General features: G+C 39.9%; 15 protein-coding genes. 4 read left to right on the forward strand and 11 right to left on the reverse strand.

Features of this window, described 5'->3' with window-relative positions; translation table 11 throughout:
• Positions 1 to 131: 131 nt before the first annotated feature.
• Positions 132 to 446, forward strand: coding sequence for a transposase (locus BK126_RS04840; protein WP_076311536.1), 315 nt, complete (start codon positions 132 to 134; stop codon positions 444 to 446).
• Positions 447 to 820: 374 nt separating this feature from the next.
• Positions 821 to 1,135 (forward strand): hypothetical protein, encoded by a 315-nt coding sequence (locus BK126_RS04845; protein WP_076311537.1) that lies wholly within the window; start codon positions 821 to 823, stop codon positions 1,133 to 1,135.
• A 17-nt stretch (positions 1,136 to 1,152) separates the two neighbouring features.
• On the opposite strand, the gene urtE is transcribed toward BK126_RS04845, so the two are convergent.
• The 9 genes from urtE to pdxR form a co-directional block, all read right to left on the reverse strand.
• The gene (gene urtE / locus BK126_RS04850; RefSeq protein WP_083655720.1) at positions 1,153 to 1,851 is read right to left on the reverse strand and encodes an urea ABC transporter ATP-binding subunit UrtE; all 699 of its coding nucleotides are present in this window, start codon (positions 1,849 to 1,851) and stop codon (positions 1,153 to 1,155) included.
• Positions 1,844 to 2,590 carry an urea ABC transporter ATP-binding protein UrtD gene (gene urtD, locus BK126_RS04855; protein WP_076311539.1) on the reverse strand — a complete coding sequence of 249 codons (747 nt, stop codon included), beginning with the start codon at positions 2,588 to 2,590 and terminating at the stop codon, positions 1,844 to 1,846. The genes urtE and urtD overlap by 8 nt, the downstream gene beginning before the upstream one ends.
• A complete protein-coding gene (urtC, locus tag BK126_RS04860; RefSeq protein WP_076311540.1) occupies positions 2,583 to 3,689 on the reverse strand; it encodes an urea ABC transporter permease subunit UrtC in 1,107 nt (368 codons plus the stop codon). Before urtC ends, urtD begins: the two co-directional genes overlap by 8 nt.
• Positions 3,690 to 3,691: 2 nt before the next feature.
• Positions 3,692 to 4,549, reverse strand: a complete 858-nt coding sequence (gene urtB / locus BK126_RS04865) for an urea ABC transporter permease subunit UrtB (RefSeq protein ID WP_256702699.1) — start codon at positions 4,547 to 4,549, stop codon at positions 3,692 to 3,694.
• 77 nt (positions 4,550 to 4,626) lie between these two features.
• Positions 4,627 to 5,850 (reverse strand): transporter substrate-binding domain-containing protein, encoded by a 1,224-nt coding sequence (locus BK126_RS04870; RefSeq protein ID WP_179085513.1) that lies wholly within the window; start codon positions 5,848 to 5,850, stop codon positions 4,627 to 4,629.
• 314 nt (positions 5,851 to 6,164) lie between these two features.
• Complete coding sequence (locus tag BK126_RS04875) at positions 6,165 to 6,818, reverse strand: urea amidolyase associated protein UAAP2 (RefSeq protein ID WP_076311542.1); 654 nt, start codon at positions 6,816 to 6,818, stop codon at positions 6,165 to 6,167.
• Between the two features lie 114 nt (positions 6,819 to 6,932).
• Complete coding sequence (locus BK126_RS04880) at positions 6,933 to 7,652, reverse strand: urea amidolyase associated protein UAAP1 (protein ID WP_076311543.1); 720 nt, start codon at positions 7,650 to 7,652, stop codon at positions 6,933 to 6,935.
• Positions 7,653 to 8,316: 664 nt separating this feature from the next.
• Entirely contained in the window at positions 8,317 to 8,940 is a 624-nt protein-coding gene (locus BK126_RS04885; protein ID WP_076312543.1) for a GntR family transcriptional regulator, read from the reverse strand.
• 1,465 nt (positions 8,941 to 10,405) lie between these two features.
• Positions 10,406 to 11,833 carry a MocR-like pyridoxine biosynthesis transcription factor PdxR gene (gene pdxR, locus BK126_RS04895; protein WP_076311545.1) on the reverse strand — a complete coding sequence of 476 codons (1,428 nt, stop codon included), beginning with the start codon at positions 11,831 to 11,833 and terminating at the stop codon, positions 10,406 to 10,408.
• A 146-nt stretch (positions 11,834 to 11,979) separates the two neighbouring features.
• Between pdxR and BK126_RS04900 the strand changes: the two genes are divergently transcribed.
• Together BK126_RS04900 and BK126_RS30185 are read left to right on the forward strand one after the other, a co-directional pair.
• Positions 11,980 to 12,591: an FMN-binding negative transcriptional regulator gene (locus BK126_RS04900; RefSeq protein ID WP_076311546.1), complete on the forward strand. Its 612-nt coding sequence runs from the start codon at positions 11,980 to 11,982 to the stop codon at positions 12,589 to 12,591.
• 158 nt (positions 12,592 to 12,749) lie between these two features.
• Complete coding sequence (locus BK126_RS30185) at positions 12,750 to 13,040, forward strand: MFS transporter (protein WP_341180751.1); 291 nt, start codon at positions 12,750 to 12,752, stop codon at positions 13,038 to 13,040.
• 983 nt (positions 13,041 to 14,023) lie between these two features.
• On the opposite strand, the gene BK126_RS04905 is transcribed toward BK126_RS30185, so the two are convergent.
• Together BK126_RS04905 and BK126_RS04910 are read right to left on the reverse strand one after the other, a co-directional pair.
• The gene (locus BK126_RS04905) at positions 14,024 to 14,917 is read right to left on the reverse strand and encodes a nucleoside hydrolase (protein WP_076311547.1); all 894 of its coding nucleotides are present in this window, start codon (positions 14,915 to 14,917) and stop codon (positions 14,024 to 14,026) included.
• Positions 14,918 to 14,962: 45 nt separating this feature from the next.
• On the reverse strand, positions 14,963 to 15,721 hold the full coding sequence (locus BK126_RS04910) for a sugar phosphate isomerase/epimerase family protein (RefSeq protein ID WP_076311548.1): 759 nt from the start codon (positions 15,719 to 15,721) through the stop codon (positions 14,963 to 14,965).
• Positions 15,722 to 15,756: the final 35 nt, after the last annotated feature.

Consider the following 15,756-nt stretch of genomic DNA (forward strand, 5'->3'; position numbering starts at 1 on the left):
AGCCGGTTAAGGGCAGCAATTTAGAAGCTTCGTCGGATGAATAGACAGAAGAAGGACATCGCCCTTGGATAGAGAAATGGTCGGATACCACGCCTACAATTCCCAAGAAAAGGAGATGTCCGAAACGACTTGTGTTTCTCATCGTCGACGACACGTGCTGCAAGAAAGACAAGTCGACCAAGAAAATGGAGGGGCTCAGCTTGCAGTATTCGAATGAGGACGGCAAGTCCGTCTGGTATCACAACCTTGTCACCGCTCATGTCGTCAGCGAAGGGGGATCTTATGCATGGGATTTCAGTCCGTACTATCAGAAGGATTACTGTGCAGCACAGCAGCTCGCCTTCAAGAGCAAAAAAGATCTGGCTGTGGAAATAATTGAAGCTTTCCCAGCAATGGATGACGAGCGTGTATATGTCCTGATGGACAGTTGGTACACGAGCGAGTAACCTCAAGGGATTTCATATTATTGGTGCGGTAAGAACAAATCGTCTTATCTGTCCATCAGGTATTCCCATTGCCATTAGCGATTTCACTGAAATTTACATTCGCAAGGCTGCTCTCCACTCGGTTACCGTGACGGTCAGGGCGTATACTGGGTGAATCCTTACGAAGGACCAGTCAGCGAAATCGAGAACGTCAAGCTGTTGCTATCCTGGAAAGACGAAGACGACTGCATCGCTTCGAGCAAACTGCAAGTTTGTCTTCTGTGTACAGATGTATCGCTGAATCTCGTTACAATTCAGAGGTATTATCACGTACGCTGGAACATCGAGACGGGTTATCGGTATTTCAAGGATTTGCTAGGGTTTGTCCAATACCAATGCTATCCTTTAACGGCATTCAGCAGTTTTGGGCGATCCAATTCCTAACGCAGAACTTCCTCGAAACTCAGCGGCAGGAAGGGATGAAGATTTCAGCAGACTTGACACTTGGTGAGATGGTACGTCATATCCGAGAAGAGTTCTTCGGGCAGATCATCGTCTACGTCTATCAACAAGCCCTAGAGAGGAAGCCTCTTTTCGACAACCTAAAGCATCTCAAGCTGTCAGCCCAATCCACTTTTTTCACTGATAACGCTAGAGGTCTGCCCATTTCGGCCATCTTGGCCATGAATTCGCAACACTCAAGTAAATGAGAAACACTTCATTATACCTAGAGTGTCAAATACTTTTTAATCATATCAAGTGAGGTATCAATTGATTTTCCTGATTTTACAATTTCACCTTTTTCCATAATATAAAATCGATCGGCAATTTTGAATGCAAAATCAAGATTCTGCTCGACAATAAATAACGTTAACGCTTTCTCCCTTTGAATCCTGTTGAGAGTAGTCGCAATCTCAGCAACTATATTAGGCTGAATGCCCTCCGACGGTTCATCCAGAAAGAGAATTTTCGGTTTTGACATCAAAGCCCGACCGATAGCTAATTGCTGCTGTTGCCCACCTGACAAAACGCCACCCTTTCTTCCTAAATGCTCCTTCAACGCCGGAAAGTATTCCAGCACTTCTTCAAGCAGTTTTCCCGTCTCTTTGCGATGATGTGACAACGCACCCAACTCTATGTTTTCCCGTACAGTCAGCATAGGAATAATCTCGCGACCCTGTGGTACATATGCGAGCCCCATTCTTGATCGTTGATACGGTCTGGTATTAGTGATCTCTTTTTCTTCCCAACGAATAAAACCTTCACGGGTAGGCAATAGTCCGATTAGGCTTTTCATCAAAGTAGTTTTACCTACTCCATTTCTACCCATTAGACAGACTTTATCATTTTTTTCCACATTAAAGCTCACGTTATTGACGACACGACTTTTTCCGTAGGATACCTGTAGTTCGACTACTTTAAGCATGGGCACCCTCCTTTAAATACACTTCTTGAACCTTAGTGTTATTTTCAATTTCTTCCAAAGTGCCTTCCGCTAATAATCTCCCTTGATGCAGAACGGTTACGTATTGGGCCACTTGCCGAACAAAAGCCATATCATGTTCCACCACGATAACCGAACGATCTTTAAACAAGTTTTGGATGAGTTCTCCTGTTTGATAAGTTTCTTCCGCTGTCATTCCCGCAGTCGGCTCATCCAAAATAATCAATTCCGGATCTTGAACGAGCAACATCCCCATTTCCAACCATTGTTTCTCACCATGGGATAAGTTCCCAGCAATATCACGATATTTTATTTTAAGATTAATTTTATCTAACACATAATTAATTCTATCTTTCATTTCCGAGTTTTTTTTGAAGAACAACGCTTTAAGCACACTATGATTTCCTTTAAAAGCTACTTCAATATTCTCAATTACAGTCATATTGTCAAATATGTTTGGACCTTGAAATTTACGACCTACCCCGAGCTTTGAAATATCAAACGGTTCCATACCTGTAATATCGTTACCATTAAACATAATATTTCCTGATTTGGGTTTCGTTTTTCCTGTGATTAAATCCATTAGTGTTGTTTTACCAGCTCCGTTCGGACCTAATACAACCCGAAGTTCTCCTCGGTTCAAAGAAAAATGAAGATCCGAAATCGCACTGAATCCACTGAATTCTACCGTCAATCCATTCGTTTCCAAAATTTTACTCATCTCCTGTAACCTCCTTCATACCATCTTTTGGAAACAAATATTTCTTTATTATTGGATCCCCATCATGTTTTAATTTTTTTGTTGTAAAGCGATTCCTCCACCAATTCTCGATTGATCCATAAATACCTGCAGGTAGGAATAATACGATTACTACAATAATGATTCCGATAAACAATTGCCATAGTGCAGGGTATTGTTCGGACAAAAAATTGGACAACCAATTAATGGTTAAAACACCAAACACCCCGCCCATCAACGTTCCTCTTCCTCCTATAGCTAACCATACAATTAGTAGCGTAGACATGTTTACCCCAACATCCTGTGGTGAAAAATAACCATTAATAGGAACGTAAAGCATCCCCGCCAATCCGGACAAGAATCCGGAAACTGTAAAAATAAATATCTTATAACTAGAAGGATTGTAACTGAAAAAACGAATTCGGCTTTCGTTCTCACGAATGGATTTTAAAACTTTTCCAAAATGTGAATTTGTTAACCACCGAGTAAAAAAGTAAGCTATTACCGTAACCGTTAAAACAAGATAATAATAGGAGGTAAGCCCTAACGGCTGTCCGAATATTGGAAATCGTGGGAGACCCATCAATCCATTATAACCACCGGTATATGCTTGTAAATTAACAACTAGCATCTCAAACAATTTAGCGAGCACCAAAGTGATAATTGAAAAATAAACTCCGTTAACTTTACTTTTAAAGATAAAAAAACCGATTATAGCAGCCAACAATGATGGAAACACTAGCCCTAGAATAAAAGAAACGGGGATATTTTCGAGTGGCTTCATCAATACCGGAATCTCAGTAATATTAAATCGAGTCATAAAATCGGGAATCCCATTTTGAAACGAATAGGACAAAGCTAGCATGTAACCACCAAGACCGAAAAAAACCGCATGTCCCAAGCTCAACATCCCCGTATAACCCCAGATCAGATCAAGAGCGAAAGTAAACAAAATAAATACGACAAACTTGCCCATCAGTTCAATCCGAAAGTCAGAAGCGAATAATGGGAAAAAACTTAAAAAAACTAGAGTAATAATGCCAAATGTTCGGTTTATTCCTAATTTATTGAGCAGCAACATGGCTACCTCCTTTCCTTTTTGAACAATCCTTCAGGACGATAACGAATGATGAAAATAACAAATAGAAATAGCAGAATTTTGGCTCCGATTTCACCCATAAAGGTTGTCATCAACTGATTGGTTTCCCCTATTACAGCCGAACCAAGTGTTGTCCCAGCCAATGAACCAACTCCACCAAGAACGACAACCATAAAGGAATCTAAAAGATAATCCAGTCCCATTGTAGGAGAAACCGTTTTTAACGGGGAGAGCACCGCACCTGCCACTCCAGCCAATCCTGCTCCGAAAGCAAAAGTATAAGCATCGATTTTTGATGTATTAATCCCGAGACATTCACTCATGTCACGGTTTTGCGAAACTGTTCGCAACTGAATACCAAAATTCGTACGAAAAATCATGTAGGCAGTAGCGAGCAACATACAAGCTGTAACCAAAATGATAAATAAACGAAAATGAGGAATTATGACTTCCCCCACCGAAATAGCTCCCGATAATGGGTTTTCCACAGATTTAGCTACTGGTCCAAATATCATTCGGATTAACTGCTGCAAAAGAAGCGAAACTCCAAATGTTGCAAGTAGCGTTTCCTGTTGACGACCATATAAACGTTTAATGATCAGAAGCTCCATTACTAAACCGACAAGAGCAGAAACTATGAAAGCTACAATCATCCCTAAATAAAAGGGCAAATGTCCCAATGAACAGACAACATAAGTGGAATAGGCACCGATCATAATCAGCTCTCCATGAGCCATGTTGATGACCTTCATAACCCCAAAGGTAATACCAAGTCCAAGCGCAATAATGATCAATATTGCAGTAACGCTGAGACCATCAGCAAATTGTTGCATTATCCCCATAAATACACCTTCCATAAAACAGATTAGGAAAAAAAGAGAGGAGAAGATTACTTTCTCCTCATATTAAGTAAGAAGCCTTATTTTCCCTTCCATGGTTCATCATGATTCGGAAACAGTATCTTAGACCATGGTTCTGGATGAATCGATTCATTAGACACTTGTATGATATCAAACTGTCCGTCACTTCCAACTTTACCAATCCGGTTGTATAACCAAGTGTGATTGTTTTCTGAATCGACTTTTATTTTTCCTTGCGGAGCTTGAAGTTCCAAACCTGCAAATGCCTTTATCAATTTGTCGGCATTATATGGATCGCTTACTTTTTCAAGAGCCTGAGCTAATAAATGAGTCGAGTTGTATGCGGCCTCCATAACCTGAGTGATCACTTCATTTTGACCGTATTTCGTATGGTACGCCTTAACAAACTTCTTGTTTTCTGGGGAATCAATAGATTGGAAGTATGCAGATGAAGAAATGTGACCTTTTGCCACATCAGCCCCCATTGATATGATCTCCGTTTCTGCAGTAACTGGACTTGCAATTGGCATTTTCTCCGAGTCAAGGCCATAGCTCTTATACTGCTTATAAAACGCGGCTACACTGTCTCCGACCAGATCAGAAAAAATAAAATCCGCGCCCGAATTTTTAATCTTATTAATTACCGAGGCAAATTCCGAATGACCAAATGGCACATATTGTTCACCGACAACATCACCGCCACTCATTTGAAGAAGTGCCTTCACCTGCTTATTCGTTTCAACAGCATAAACGCTATCCGATCCGATAAAGTAAATTTTTTTACCTACATTTTTAACCAGCCAAGGAATGAAATCTTGAAGCTGTTGATTTGGTGTTGCACCGGTATAAATAATATTTTTGGAGTATTCTTCACCTTCAAAAAAGGTTGGGTAAACTAGGACTCCGTTATTTTGTTCCACTATGGGGAGCATCGCTTGACGACTTGCAGATGTAAATCCACCGATGATTGCTGTAACTTTATCTTGAAGTATAAGCTTTTTAGTTTTAATAACTGCAACGGAAGGCTCTGATGCAGGATCTTCTTGAACAGGAATTAACTTTTTACCATTCACCCCTCCTTTATTATTGATTTCATCAATAGCCAATAAAGTTGCGTTAGCCATCCCTTTCTCCGTCACTGCAAGCGAACCACTGAGTGAAAATAGCACCCCTACCTTGATCCCATCTCCGTTACTTTGAGTTGATGGTTTGGAGCTGCATCCCATTAGCAATATTGATAATGAAAGAACCATAATCGCAAATATTACAAATTGCTTTTTCAATAAAAAACACCCCTTTATATAATTGGTCTTGCAAAATTCCATAATATTAGGTTTTTCTTTTTACCAGTTATTTATCTGTAGATTTATTTATAAATAATTCCGCAACGCCGCAAATCTCTAAAAGAGTAAAAATAGTAATGCCAAAAGGAGTCTTCTAAAGAAGGCACAGCAATTGCACATAAATCTTAAAATTCTGTGTTGGCTTGCCTCCTGGAGCAACATTCCCTGTGATAGAACAAATTTTACGTACAGGTGCAGACTCAGAGCATAATGCTGCTGCTTCAACTTATCAAAAACTTAATGGGTGCCGGACTTTATTTATCCCAAATAAGAATTCGAATTGGAGTTGGGTTATAACCATTAGCGGGATTATTCAATTGCGGGCAGTTGCTGATTAATACTTCAGTGTGGCACATAGACAGCATTTCCACATAATAGCCGGGAGCGGAAATGCCATCACAATACTCCAAGCCCCCATCGGATGATACAGGGACATTCATAAAAAAGTTAACATTTGGTACCAAATCCCTTTTTGTATATTTACCGTTTTGCTTTGACATTAGCAGCATGAAAGTATCACGACAATTGTGCATAGATAGCTTATCATGTGAATAGCGTACTGTATTGCTTTGTGCAGAACAGCAACCTCCGCCTAAAGTATCGTGACGTCCGCATGTATCGGCAATGATTTTTAACAGTTCCTTGCCTGATTCAGATCGTAATATCGAACCTGTTGTAAGGTAGATGTTGCTTTGACCTGCTATGGATGCAACTGCACTGTAATGGTCTTCTGGATTTTCCGCATCATAGAATAAAGTATCAACTGCTTGATTTCCTTCTAAATCTACTATTCTAAGTACTTGTCCCGGAAACAATTCATGCATCCAACCATTTCCTGCAAGGATTACTTCGTCATATATTGCATCCTCTATCCTACGGGAACTCTCAACTCTATTAAATACAGCCATGGTGGATCCTCCTCTATAATAGATAGCCTTTCAGTACTTACCAATTCAGTTGGGATACTCTTTGCTTTTGAAACATATCCCAATCCCAATACTCCGAGAAGTTATAAATTACATTTATTTTTCAAGTAGCACATTGTATTCCCAGGTGTTTTCAAATGCCCGGCGATTCTCAGGCCAATTGTTAACACAGTTATCAAGAGAATCTACAGGTGATGCGGGAAGAACTTCGATTTTTACAGGAACTGATGGATATGATGTTCTAGGATCAAGCGGATTGGGTGTATTCGATAAAACTAAAAGGATATCCATTTCTGTACGCATCGTTATTGTTGCACCACTAACGCAATGGTCTGTAATAAAATGTAAATCACCATTTTCATCACAATCCACTTTTGAAAAAAGATTGACTACTGGTCCTAAGTCACGTATGCCTAATCCGTTTCTAAAAAGTTCCATAGCTAAGTTCTCTTGACCGCTTCGCAACCATTCATTTTTCATTTCTTGATAATTTGTTGCTCCATATTTTGCGTCTGTTGTTGAGCGAGTAGTGTAGCCACAAAATGTGTCATGCCAACCGAGACTATCACTTACTATGCTAGCTAATACACGACCGTTATCGCTCATTAGAACATTTCCTTTTGTAAGATATGACGTGTGTTGGGCTTTAAGTGTATCGGGCATGTTGTAGCGCTCCAACAAATCTCTTGCGTTATACAACAGCATTGAGATATTAGCACCCTCATTTAACGCAGTAAAACGAAGTAACTTCCCTCGACCGATAGTTCCTGACCATTTCCCACCAGAAGGAATTTTTTTGCTCCAGATGCTATTCATAATATTTGCCTCCCTCAAAAAATGAAAATCATATTCACTAGCGTAAATGTTATGTTTATTAACATTAACCCTTGAATAAATTCGATTAAAAAAGCTCAATTTCATATAAATAATTGGTTGTGTAACATTTTATTACATGAAATGAAAAAAAGTGAATTCAGTTTTTCAGAAAACAAATTAGAAAGTTTAATTTTATTAAATGTCTATTCATGAATTAGATAATGTTAGATTTATTAACGTATTAATCCTTAATAGTGAACTACCTTTAACCCATAGAATCTCTCCCCTTCCGGATACGATGGCAATTTTAAATTAAATCAATTCCAAGAATACTGACATCTTCTTCTCTCTCCCATCTTGAATTTGTTTAAATCATGATATGTAATATATCACTTAATGTGATATGTAATATATCACACTATACAAAGAGGGGTCAACTTCAACGTTATATACATGTTATATATTTTTAAATAATGTCACATCTTCTGTGAATTTTCTCTTTGTTTCCTTAAATGCTGACGGGAAAAGCTATGGTTTATAGCGAAAATAATCATAAAAAAACGGAATGATGTCCAGTTTGGTGACACGAGTCACCATTAGGTGGATAATCATACCGTTTATTAGAAGAGTAATAGTCTGTTCAAACTGGCGATTTACTGTCAATTTAGATTTGCTTTTCTCGAAGACGATCCAAGGTATTTTTCCAGTTGGCTTTTAAAGATTCTTTTGCTTTCTGGAGATCTTTATTTCGTATGGAGTTAATAATCTGATTATGCTCCGCATAAGAGGGTTGCAAGAATTCTTTCTGACTAAAGTAGTGTGATTCAATTCTTCGTATCTTTAACTTTAGGCTTACAAGTAACTTTTGCAACTCTTCATTTCTGGACATGCGAATGATTGTACCATGAAAAGCGTAATCTATTTCCAGCGCGGATTTTCGATCTCCGTTTTGCATCGAAACATTGAGGTTCTCATTGAGGTTCTCAAGCTCACGAATATCATTGTCAGAGAAACTCGTGAAAGCAAGCTCCATAGCCAAACACTCCAGCGTAGATACAATAGCATAAGTCTCTTCAGCTTTGTTTAAATCAATGGAAGACACTAAGGTCCACCTATTTGCTTTCGTTTCAACGAGTCCATCATTCTCTAACATAAGTAATGCTTCCCGAATCGGTGTGCGGCTAATTCCCAACGTTACAGATAAATCTTGGTCCCTCAGCTTTGTACCCGGAGCCAATTCCCCAGCTATTATCCATCTCCGAAGCGTTTGATATGCCTCATCTTTCATAAATGTACGTTTTATTTTCGTCCCATTTTGATTAGCAGCCAATTGCTCACCCCAATTTATTTTCAAATTTCGTATGTAGTATACCACATTTCAATTTGCTTTACAGCTAGACCATGTGATTCCGCAGTTATGTTCATCAAAGAGAAGCGTTCCGAAAAACACACGACCACTGTTTTGGTCGAAAAGTTTACGCAGAAGACTCTAAACTATTTAAAGATTGAATCCTACTGGTTGCAATGATGAGAGGACGAGCGACTACACTTGACTGATTTGCCGATCTAATATTCCACGCCGGTCAAATATTACGAAACCATTAATAATATCTTTATAGACGACGCTAATCATGTTCGATGGGACATCTTCTGGGCCGCCACGAGCTTTTCGGCTTTGATTGTTTACTATGGCCTTTTGAGAACTCCGGGAATGACGTATTAATCTGTTCCACGGTTTTTTACTGGTTGCACTCAGGTGCGAATCTTTCTCTTCATCAAAAAAATTCATGCCCCAGCAAAAAACTCCTTAAATTAGGACTTAAACCTTTCCCCTTTCCCCAAAGAAGCCAGTTCAAATTAGCCCTGGGAAAGGAAATTAAAGTGTCAGCAGATGGTTTGCATATATTTTTTCAATCTCACTAAGACGCCCTTGCGAGATGTAATTGCCTTAGAAAATTTAACTTATGTAATTTCCTAATGTGCTTCACACGTTCACCGATATTGCCCATTTCTAAGTCTCCAAAAGGAAAAGCCCCAAACAAGCACATTCGGGGCAATCTTCTGCAGATTGCAAGGTCATTTATCATACGCCATAGAAGTCCTCCAATTGATATTATTCCATCGACTAACGAGGGGTAATCAGCCTTTAATGCCTCGAGGGAGTCATAATTCTCGGTTTCGAACAACAACTTTGCCGGCGCTTTATCAGTCCGTTTTTTGTATATGGCCGTAGTACCAACAGAGGTTTGAGAAAAACACCATCATCTATCCTGGCTCATCTCGAAGAGCAGAACGGGATCGAAAGCTGAAATAAAAAACACCTAGGGAATAGTGAATTATCAGGCTCAAATTGCGAGCCATCATTTGAAACGATCATATATACTAGTTCTCCCGGATCCATAATAGACCCAAATGAGGATTTTGACAATCACGATTACGCAGGCCAACTTCAATTCTTTCTGATAATTTTGGGCTCCATCGCTACGTCTTGTTTAGTTCAAATTGTGCCATAAGCGGTGTACAACCAGTTGATATTTTGTTGACGTTCGGAAGTTTGTCAGTTCGTATGTTTGAGCATTCTCAACATATCCAGCTTTTCAGCCGCACGGCATATCCATTGGCATACCTCTCCAAGGGGATGGCTTCAGCCTCCGTTCTGCCGAATCTACCTATTAATCTCCTGCTTTTCACGCTATTAAGCGCTTATAGCAGAACTTGTCGTACTTCCTCTTTAGTACAAACAAGATACGTTTTTAAAACCAAGCTTTATTGAGAATTTTAATACCTTCACGAATTCTGTTTTCATCTAAACCAGCAAATCCAAGTAGTACTTTAGGGAATTCTTGTGATGGTGGTATCTCATAAAATGGTGATACAGGATAAATAACTACCCCCATTTCTTTGGCTGAAGCAATAAGTTGGTTCTCTGACATGCCATTGTTTACTTCTAAAAGTAGATGTAAACCTGAACCAGAACCAATAATTCTAACTCGATCTTTCATATTCATTTGGATCGCTTCTAATAATTCATGATGTCTTTTTCTGTAGATATTCCGTACTCTGTTCAGATGTTTTAACCAATCGCCGCTCTCTATAAAGAGATTTAGAGTATGTTGATGTATTCTTGAAACAGTCTGTTTATAGCCCCAAAACTTTTCCTTATATATTGACAGTAACTTACTTGGAAGAACCAGGTAAGTTATCCGCAATGAGGGGATAAGGGATTTTGCAAATGTCCCTAAATAAATAACATTTCCATAACAGTCGAGACTTTGAAGAGAAGGAATAGGCTTACTCTCATATCTGAACTCGCTATCATAATCATCTTCGATTATATATCCATCTGTTTCTCTTGCCCAATTGATTAAATCTAGACGACGCGATACTGGCATAATTGTTCCGGTAGGATACTGATGAGATGGGGTTACATAAACGGCCTTTACATCACTCCTTATTAATTCGGACACATTTAAACCCTGATTATCTAGCGGTATAGGTGCTACTCTTTTCCCGTAATCCTTCAGTATCAGACGAGCGCGATCATAACCTGGTTCCTCAATGCCGTAAACGAAATTCCTTCCGATCATATTACATAGCAGACCTATAAGGTACTGAGTACCGGCCCCGATGACGATTTGCTCTTCCGAACATTCCACTCCTCTAGATTGAAACAAATACCTGGAAATGTGTTTCCGAAGTTCTATCTCTCCTTGCGGGTCCCCATACAATAACAGTGAGGCCTGTTCGACATTTAGAGCTTTCATATTTATTTGACGCCATACCTTGAATGGAAAATGAACTAGATCAATATCGCCATACTTAAAGTCGTATATCTCCTGTTCGGGAGTTTTCTCTTCTTCCTGATTCTGATTCATCAAAATGTTGCTTCTATTTGAATCAATCTTAGGAAAGCCTGAAAGAAGGAGGTCATTTTTAATTTCAACAACGAAAATACCTCGTCTCGCTTCACTTCGAATATAACCTTCGGAAATGAGCTGCTGGTATGCGGCATCTACTGTATTACGACTCACGTTAAGATTGTTGGCTAATTTCCTTTGAGACGGCAATTTACTGTTTGGAGCAATATGATTGCTCTGAATTTCACTTTTAAGAAAGTTATACAGTTGTATAAATAAAGGCTCTTTACTCTCCGCATCTAAGGCTGGCGTGATGGGTAACATTTTTGAGCTCCTTCTGCAATTGATGAAAAAAATGCTCTTCAATAACCAGTTCATATCTGGCACCTTTAATTTTATCAAAACTGGTTCTTTTTATCACGCCAATACATTCTTATAATCTGTATAAACTCTGAAGGAGGTTGTTTCCGATGTATATCCCGTCACATTTCAAAATGGAAAATGACGAAACTATGTATGACGTCATTCAAAAGTACGGATTTGCCACGTTATTCTCGATTCATGAAGGAACACCGTTTGCAACTCACATACCACTAATGCTTGATGAGAACCAGCAGTACTTGTACGGCCATGTTGCTCGTACTAACCCCCAATGGAAGGACATTCAAGACCAAACTGTCATGGCTATCTTTCAAGGGCCTCACTGTTACATTTCTTCCTCTTGGTACGAATCCAATCGTGCTGTACCAACCTGGAACTACATTTCCGTTCATGTGTATGGAAAAGTTGAACAAATTGATGGCGAAGAATTAAAGAAGTCACTAAGCGAATTAGTTAACAAATATGAAGATCCGGATAGTATCTATCAGCTCAACGAAGTTGATGAAACGTTTTTGGAGGGAATGACAAAAGGCGTTGTTGGCTTTAAAGTCAAAATTGAAAAAATGGAAGGAAAAGCGAAATTAAGTCAGAACCATTCCATTGACAGAAGAAAGTTAGTCATACAAGAACTCGAAAAATCGAAAGAAGACAATGAGCAAAACATTGCTGCTTACATGAGGATTCAAATGAAAAAAACTTAAAAAATGAGGCGTATCTAAGATGGAACAACGAGAACATCAACTTGCATCATTTCAAAACAAGACAAGAATAACCCAGGGATGGTTTCTTATTTTGGGTATCTTATTTGTATCAATGACCCAGCGAGCGCCACACATCAGTTGGCCCACTCGTTAGTCAAATCAGTGACTCGGTCAGATTATCTCATACGGCGGCTGGCATGCTGACGACCATTCCTCTGCTCGCCTTTGCTTTTATGTCCCCTCTAGTATCCAGGCTGGCTCGCCATTATGGATTAGAGCATGTGGTGTTCGCAGCCCTCATCTGCCTTTTTTTCGGCATCGTTTGTCGTTCTCTGCCAAGTACTGGAACATTATTTACAGGCATTCTCCTGATTGGATTAGCAATTGCAGTTTGCAATGTCTTAATTCCCAGTCTGGTTAAACGGGATTTAGTACAAAAATTGGTCTGATGACGGGCCTTTGTACTGTATCGATGAATTTTTTCTCTGCTTCTGGTTCATCATCCCAACAGACATTTCTGTCCATATAGCGAGCATTGTACTTTAGCCAGTAAAAGAAGGGTTCCAAGTTGTTAAGTATGTAATTACAGTGCTCTCATTAATCCTCTTAACCTGATCGTGGTAATACTCAGTTAGTGGAAGGAATGCCTCCTTCGAGCCATCAAATACAATAAGCCTGTATTTACTATTCACCCCATCTGGGCGGTATACGTGAAAGTATGACGCCAGTTTTAATCCCCCCCAATAGCCTTTTTTCTTATAAAAAATGTGGACCTCTCCGCTCCATTAAACGGATGTCCACATAAGATGTATGACACTATATAAAAGTATAGTAGAATCACTGGTGAGGAAAAATAATGTTGTTTATTGTGAGTCCAGTAAAATCAACGTATTTTGAACACAAAATTGAAAGCAAAAAAATTAAAGTTCTTTAATGTAATCATTGCCCCTCAGCTACGGTTCAAAATTTGTGAAAATAAAGTTATTTAATTAGAGGACAGCAAAGATCCCGGAACGAAAATAAAGTTGTTTAATGGGATAATGGAACTGGATTGAATAGGCCACAAATTCCAACTTTTATACATAAGTTAAAAATTAGACTCCTATTCGTTCCCTATATTTCATGTTTTATTTTTTTGTGATTAGATTAGTCCAGTCCTATAACTACAATATATGCAAGACTCCGCTAATATTCATCGCTTGGGAAGCACTGCTGTCGGAAATCATTTCTTCCACGCGGTCACTGCCGCCAATAATAACTTCCTCGGTTCCGCTCTCAGCCGGCAAAACAAGGGAAATCTGCCGTTCAACAACAAAAGATAAAATAATCGTATTAATTTTAACATTTCTAGAACAGGGCTGCCGAGTAGCGGCCCTAAGTTTATTTACGTTTGCCTCGAGTCCTCTTATATTCTAGGAAGAATTTCCATAATTCAATGCAGCTTTGCAAACATATCCTCCAATGTAAACCTTGGATCTACGAAATGGTATACACGGATCATACGTTCGTTCTGATCATGGACATAATACATGTCCTGCGTTATTCTTGGAGCCGGCTTCAACTCATAGCTATGCTCATGGTCGTCCAGCAGCAAGCTGACAGCGGGCGAATCGCCGAGCGACCACATCTCGCCCTTCGGAAACGAATCAAACTTCACCGAATTGTTAAAATCTATGAGTTGCTCATATAGGTATTCTCCGATCTTTCCGTACGGCTTCACCTTGTACATCAGTTCGGCCAAGCTCACCCGCATGGTGCTATATACATTACTCGGCACCTGCCACAGCTCTATCGGCGATTCGAATACAACATTCGCCGCATGAATATCATTGAACAGATTGTGTTCCCAGCCTCCATTCGGATATGGCCCACCGCCGATCCAGACCACCTTCACCTTATCCGCAATGCTTGGCTCCATCAAATAAGCGGAAGCCAGATCTGTTAACGGTCCAAGGAAGATCACATAGAAGGGTGAAGGATCATCGGCCAGCGCTTCCCGGACAATCGCGACCGCCCCATCAGAGGGCTCCGGCGTCATTTCGTCGCTGAGTGGTTTCTCTGCGCCGGCATAGACCGGCACCTCGCCCTCCAGACCCATCAGCGAGAGCACCTTCTCGATCTCTTCATAGCTCTTCTGCATGGTATTTTCTCGGCCCGTCAGCCTACCGGAATTCTCGAATTGCGCTGCAATAATCCCTTTGACTTTAAACCTCGGCGTCAGCAGCGCATGTACAATAGCATACTGGTCATCCGCTTCATTCTTCGCATCCGTGTTAATCATTAGTCGTATTTTTCTCCATTCCGGCACGTCAAAGGGCAGTTGCATGAAATCTCATCTCCATCCTGTAAGAGGAGTCACGGTGAATGCCTTTTAACAAGGTGGAGCGATTCCCACCGCTCTCAAGAAGTTTAAATTCAACTTTGCGCTTAACAAAGGGTTACTGCTGGTATCTTGTTCAACGAAATAATAGTTCACCCCCGCCATAATAGCCACGTTATAAATCGCCTTTAAGTCTAATACACCGCGTTCAAATTCGGTGAAATTACCTTCCCTGTCTATCGTCTTGATATGAAGCAAGGCGAGCCTATCCTTTAACAAAGGTAAATAAGTAACGGGATTCACTCCTGCTTTTGCCATCCAACCGATATCAATTTCCAACTTCAGTAAATCAGGGCTTATTGCGCTCGTTAACCTTTCCAATATAAATTGGCCATTTATCTTTTCAAATTCTTGCGAATGGTTATGGTATGCCAACTGAAGGCCATGCCGCTTCAGCTCCGTCCCGACCCATGTTAGATTCGTAACGAGACGCTGAAATTGTTCATGATCAGTGAACTGCTCCTTGGGAACGGTTGGGACTACGATATAGGAGGCTCCGACTATCAAACTGTATTCGATAAACTTATAAAGATCAGACAACAATTGATCGAGAAAAATTTGGCTTGATATCGCTTTGAGTCCGGTTTCAGTCAGTATTGTCTTCATTTCAAGCGCCGGGATATCGTAGTAGCCGAAAAATTCAACCGTCTTATATCCCATATTCGCAATCATTTGCATCGTACCTTTAAAATCTTTGTTGAGCTCTTCACGAACGCTAAACAGCTGCAAGCCTGGGGGAATTTGATGCATGAGTCAAACCTCCTGAGTCCCGATTCAAGCTTTTG

Source organism: Paenibacillus sp. FSL H7-0326 (assembly GCF_001955535.1).
Taxonomy (GTDB): Bacteria; Bacillota; Bacilli; order Paenibacillales; family Paenibacillaceae; genus Paenibacillus; species Paenibacillus shunpengii.

What these genes read in the sequence shown, in the direction of transcription:
- BK126_RS04845 (WP_076311537.1), top strand. Translation starts at nt 821, where the DNA reads ATGCTATCCTTTAACGGCATTCAGCAGTTTTGGGCGATCCAATTCCTA.
- urtE (WP_083655720.1), bottom strand. Translation starts at nt 1,851, where the DNA reads ATGCTTAAAGTAGTCGAACTACAGGTATCCTACGGAAAAAGTCGTGTC.
- urtD (WP_076311539.1), bottom strand. Translation starts at nt 2,590, where the DNA reads ATGAGTAAAATTTTGGAAACGAATGGATTGACGGTAGAATTCAGTGGA.
- urtC (WP_076311540.1), bottom strand. Translation starts at nt 3,689, where the DNA reads ATGTTGCTGCTCAATAAATTAGGAATAAACCGAACATTTGGCATTATT.
- urtB (WP_256702699.1), bottom strand. Translation starts at nt 4,549, where the DNA reads ATGGGGATAATGCAACAATTTGCTGATGGTCTCAGCGTTACTGCAATA.
- BK126_RS04875 (WP_076311542.1), bottom strand. Translation starts at nt 6,818, where the DNA reads ATGGCTGTATTTAATAGAGTTGAGAGTTCCCGTAGGATAGAGGATGCA.
- BK126_RS04880 (WP_076311543.1), bottom strand. Translation starts at nt 7,652, where the DNA reads ATGAATAGCATCTGGAGCAAAAAAATTCCTTCTGGTGGGAAATGGTCA.
- BK126_RS04885 (WP_076312543.1), bottom strand. Translation starts at nt 8,940, where the DNA reads ATGAAAGATGAGGCATATCAAACGCTTCGGAGATGGATAATAGCTGGG.
- pdxR (WP_076311545.1), bottom strand. Translation starts at nt 11,833, where the DNA reads ATGTTACCCATCACGCCAGCCTTAGATGCGGAGAGTAAAGAGCCTTTA.
- BK126_RS04900 (WP_076311546.1), top strand. Translation starts at nt 11,980, where the DNA reads ATGTATATCCCGTCACATTTCAAAATGGAAAATGACGAAACTATGTAT.
- BK126_RS04905 (WP_076311547.1), bottom strand. Translation starts at nt 14,917, where the DNA reads ATGCAACTGCCCTTTGACGTGCCGGAATGGAGAAAAATACGACTAATG.
- BK126_RS04910 (WP_076311548.1), bottom strand. Translation starts at nt 15,721, where the DNA reads ATGCATCAAATTCCCCCAGGCTTGCAGCTGTTTAGCGTTCGTGAAGAG.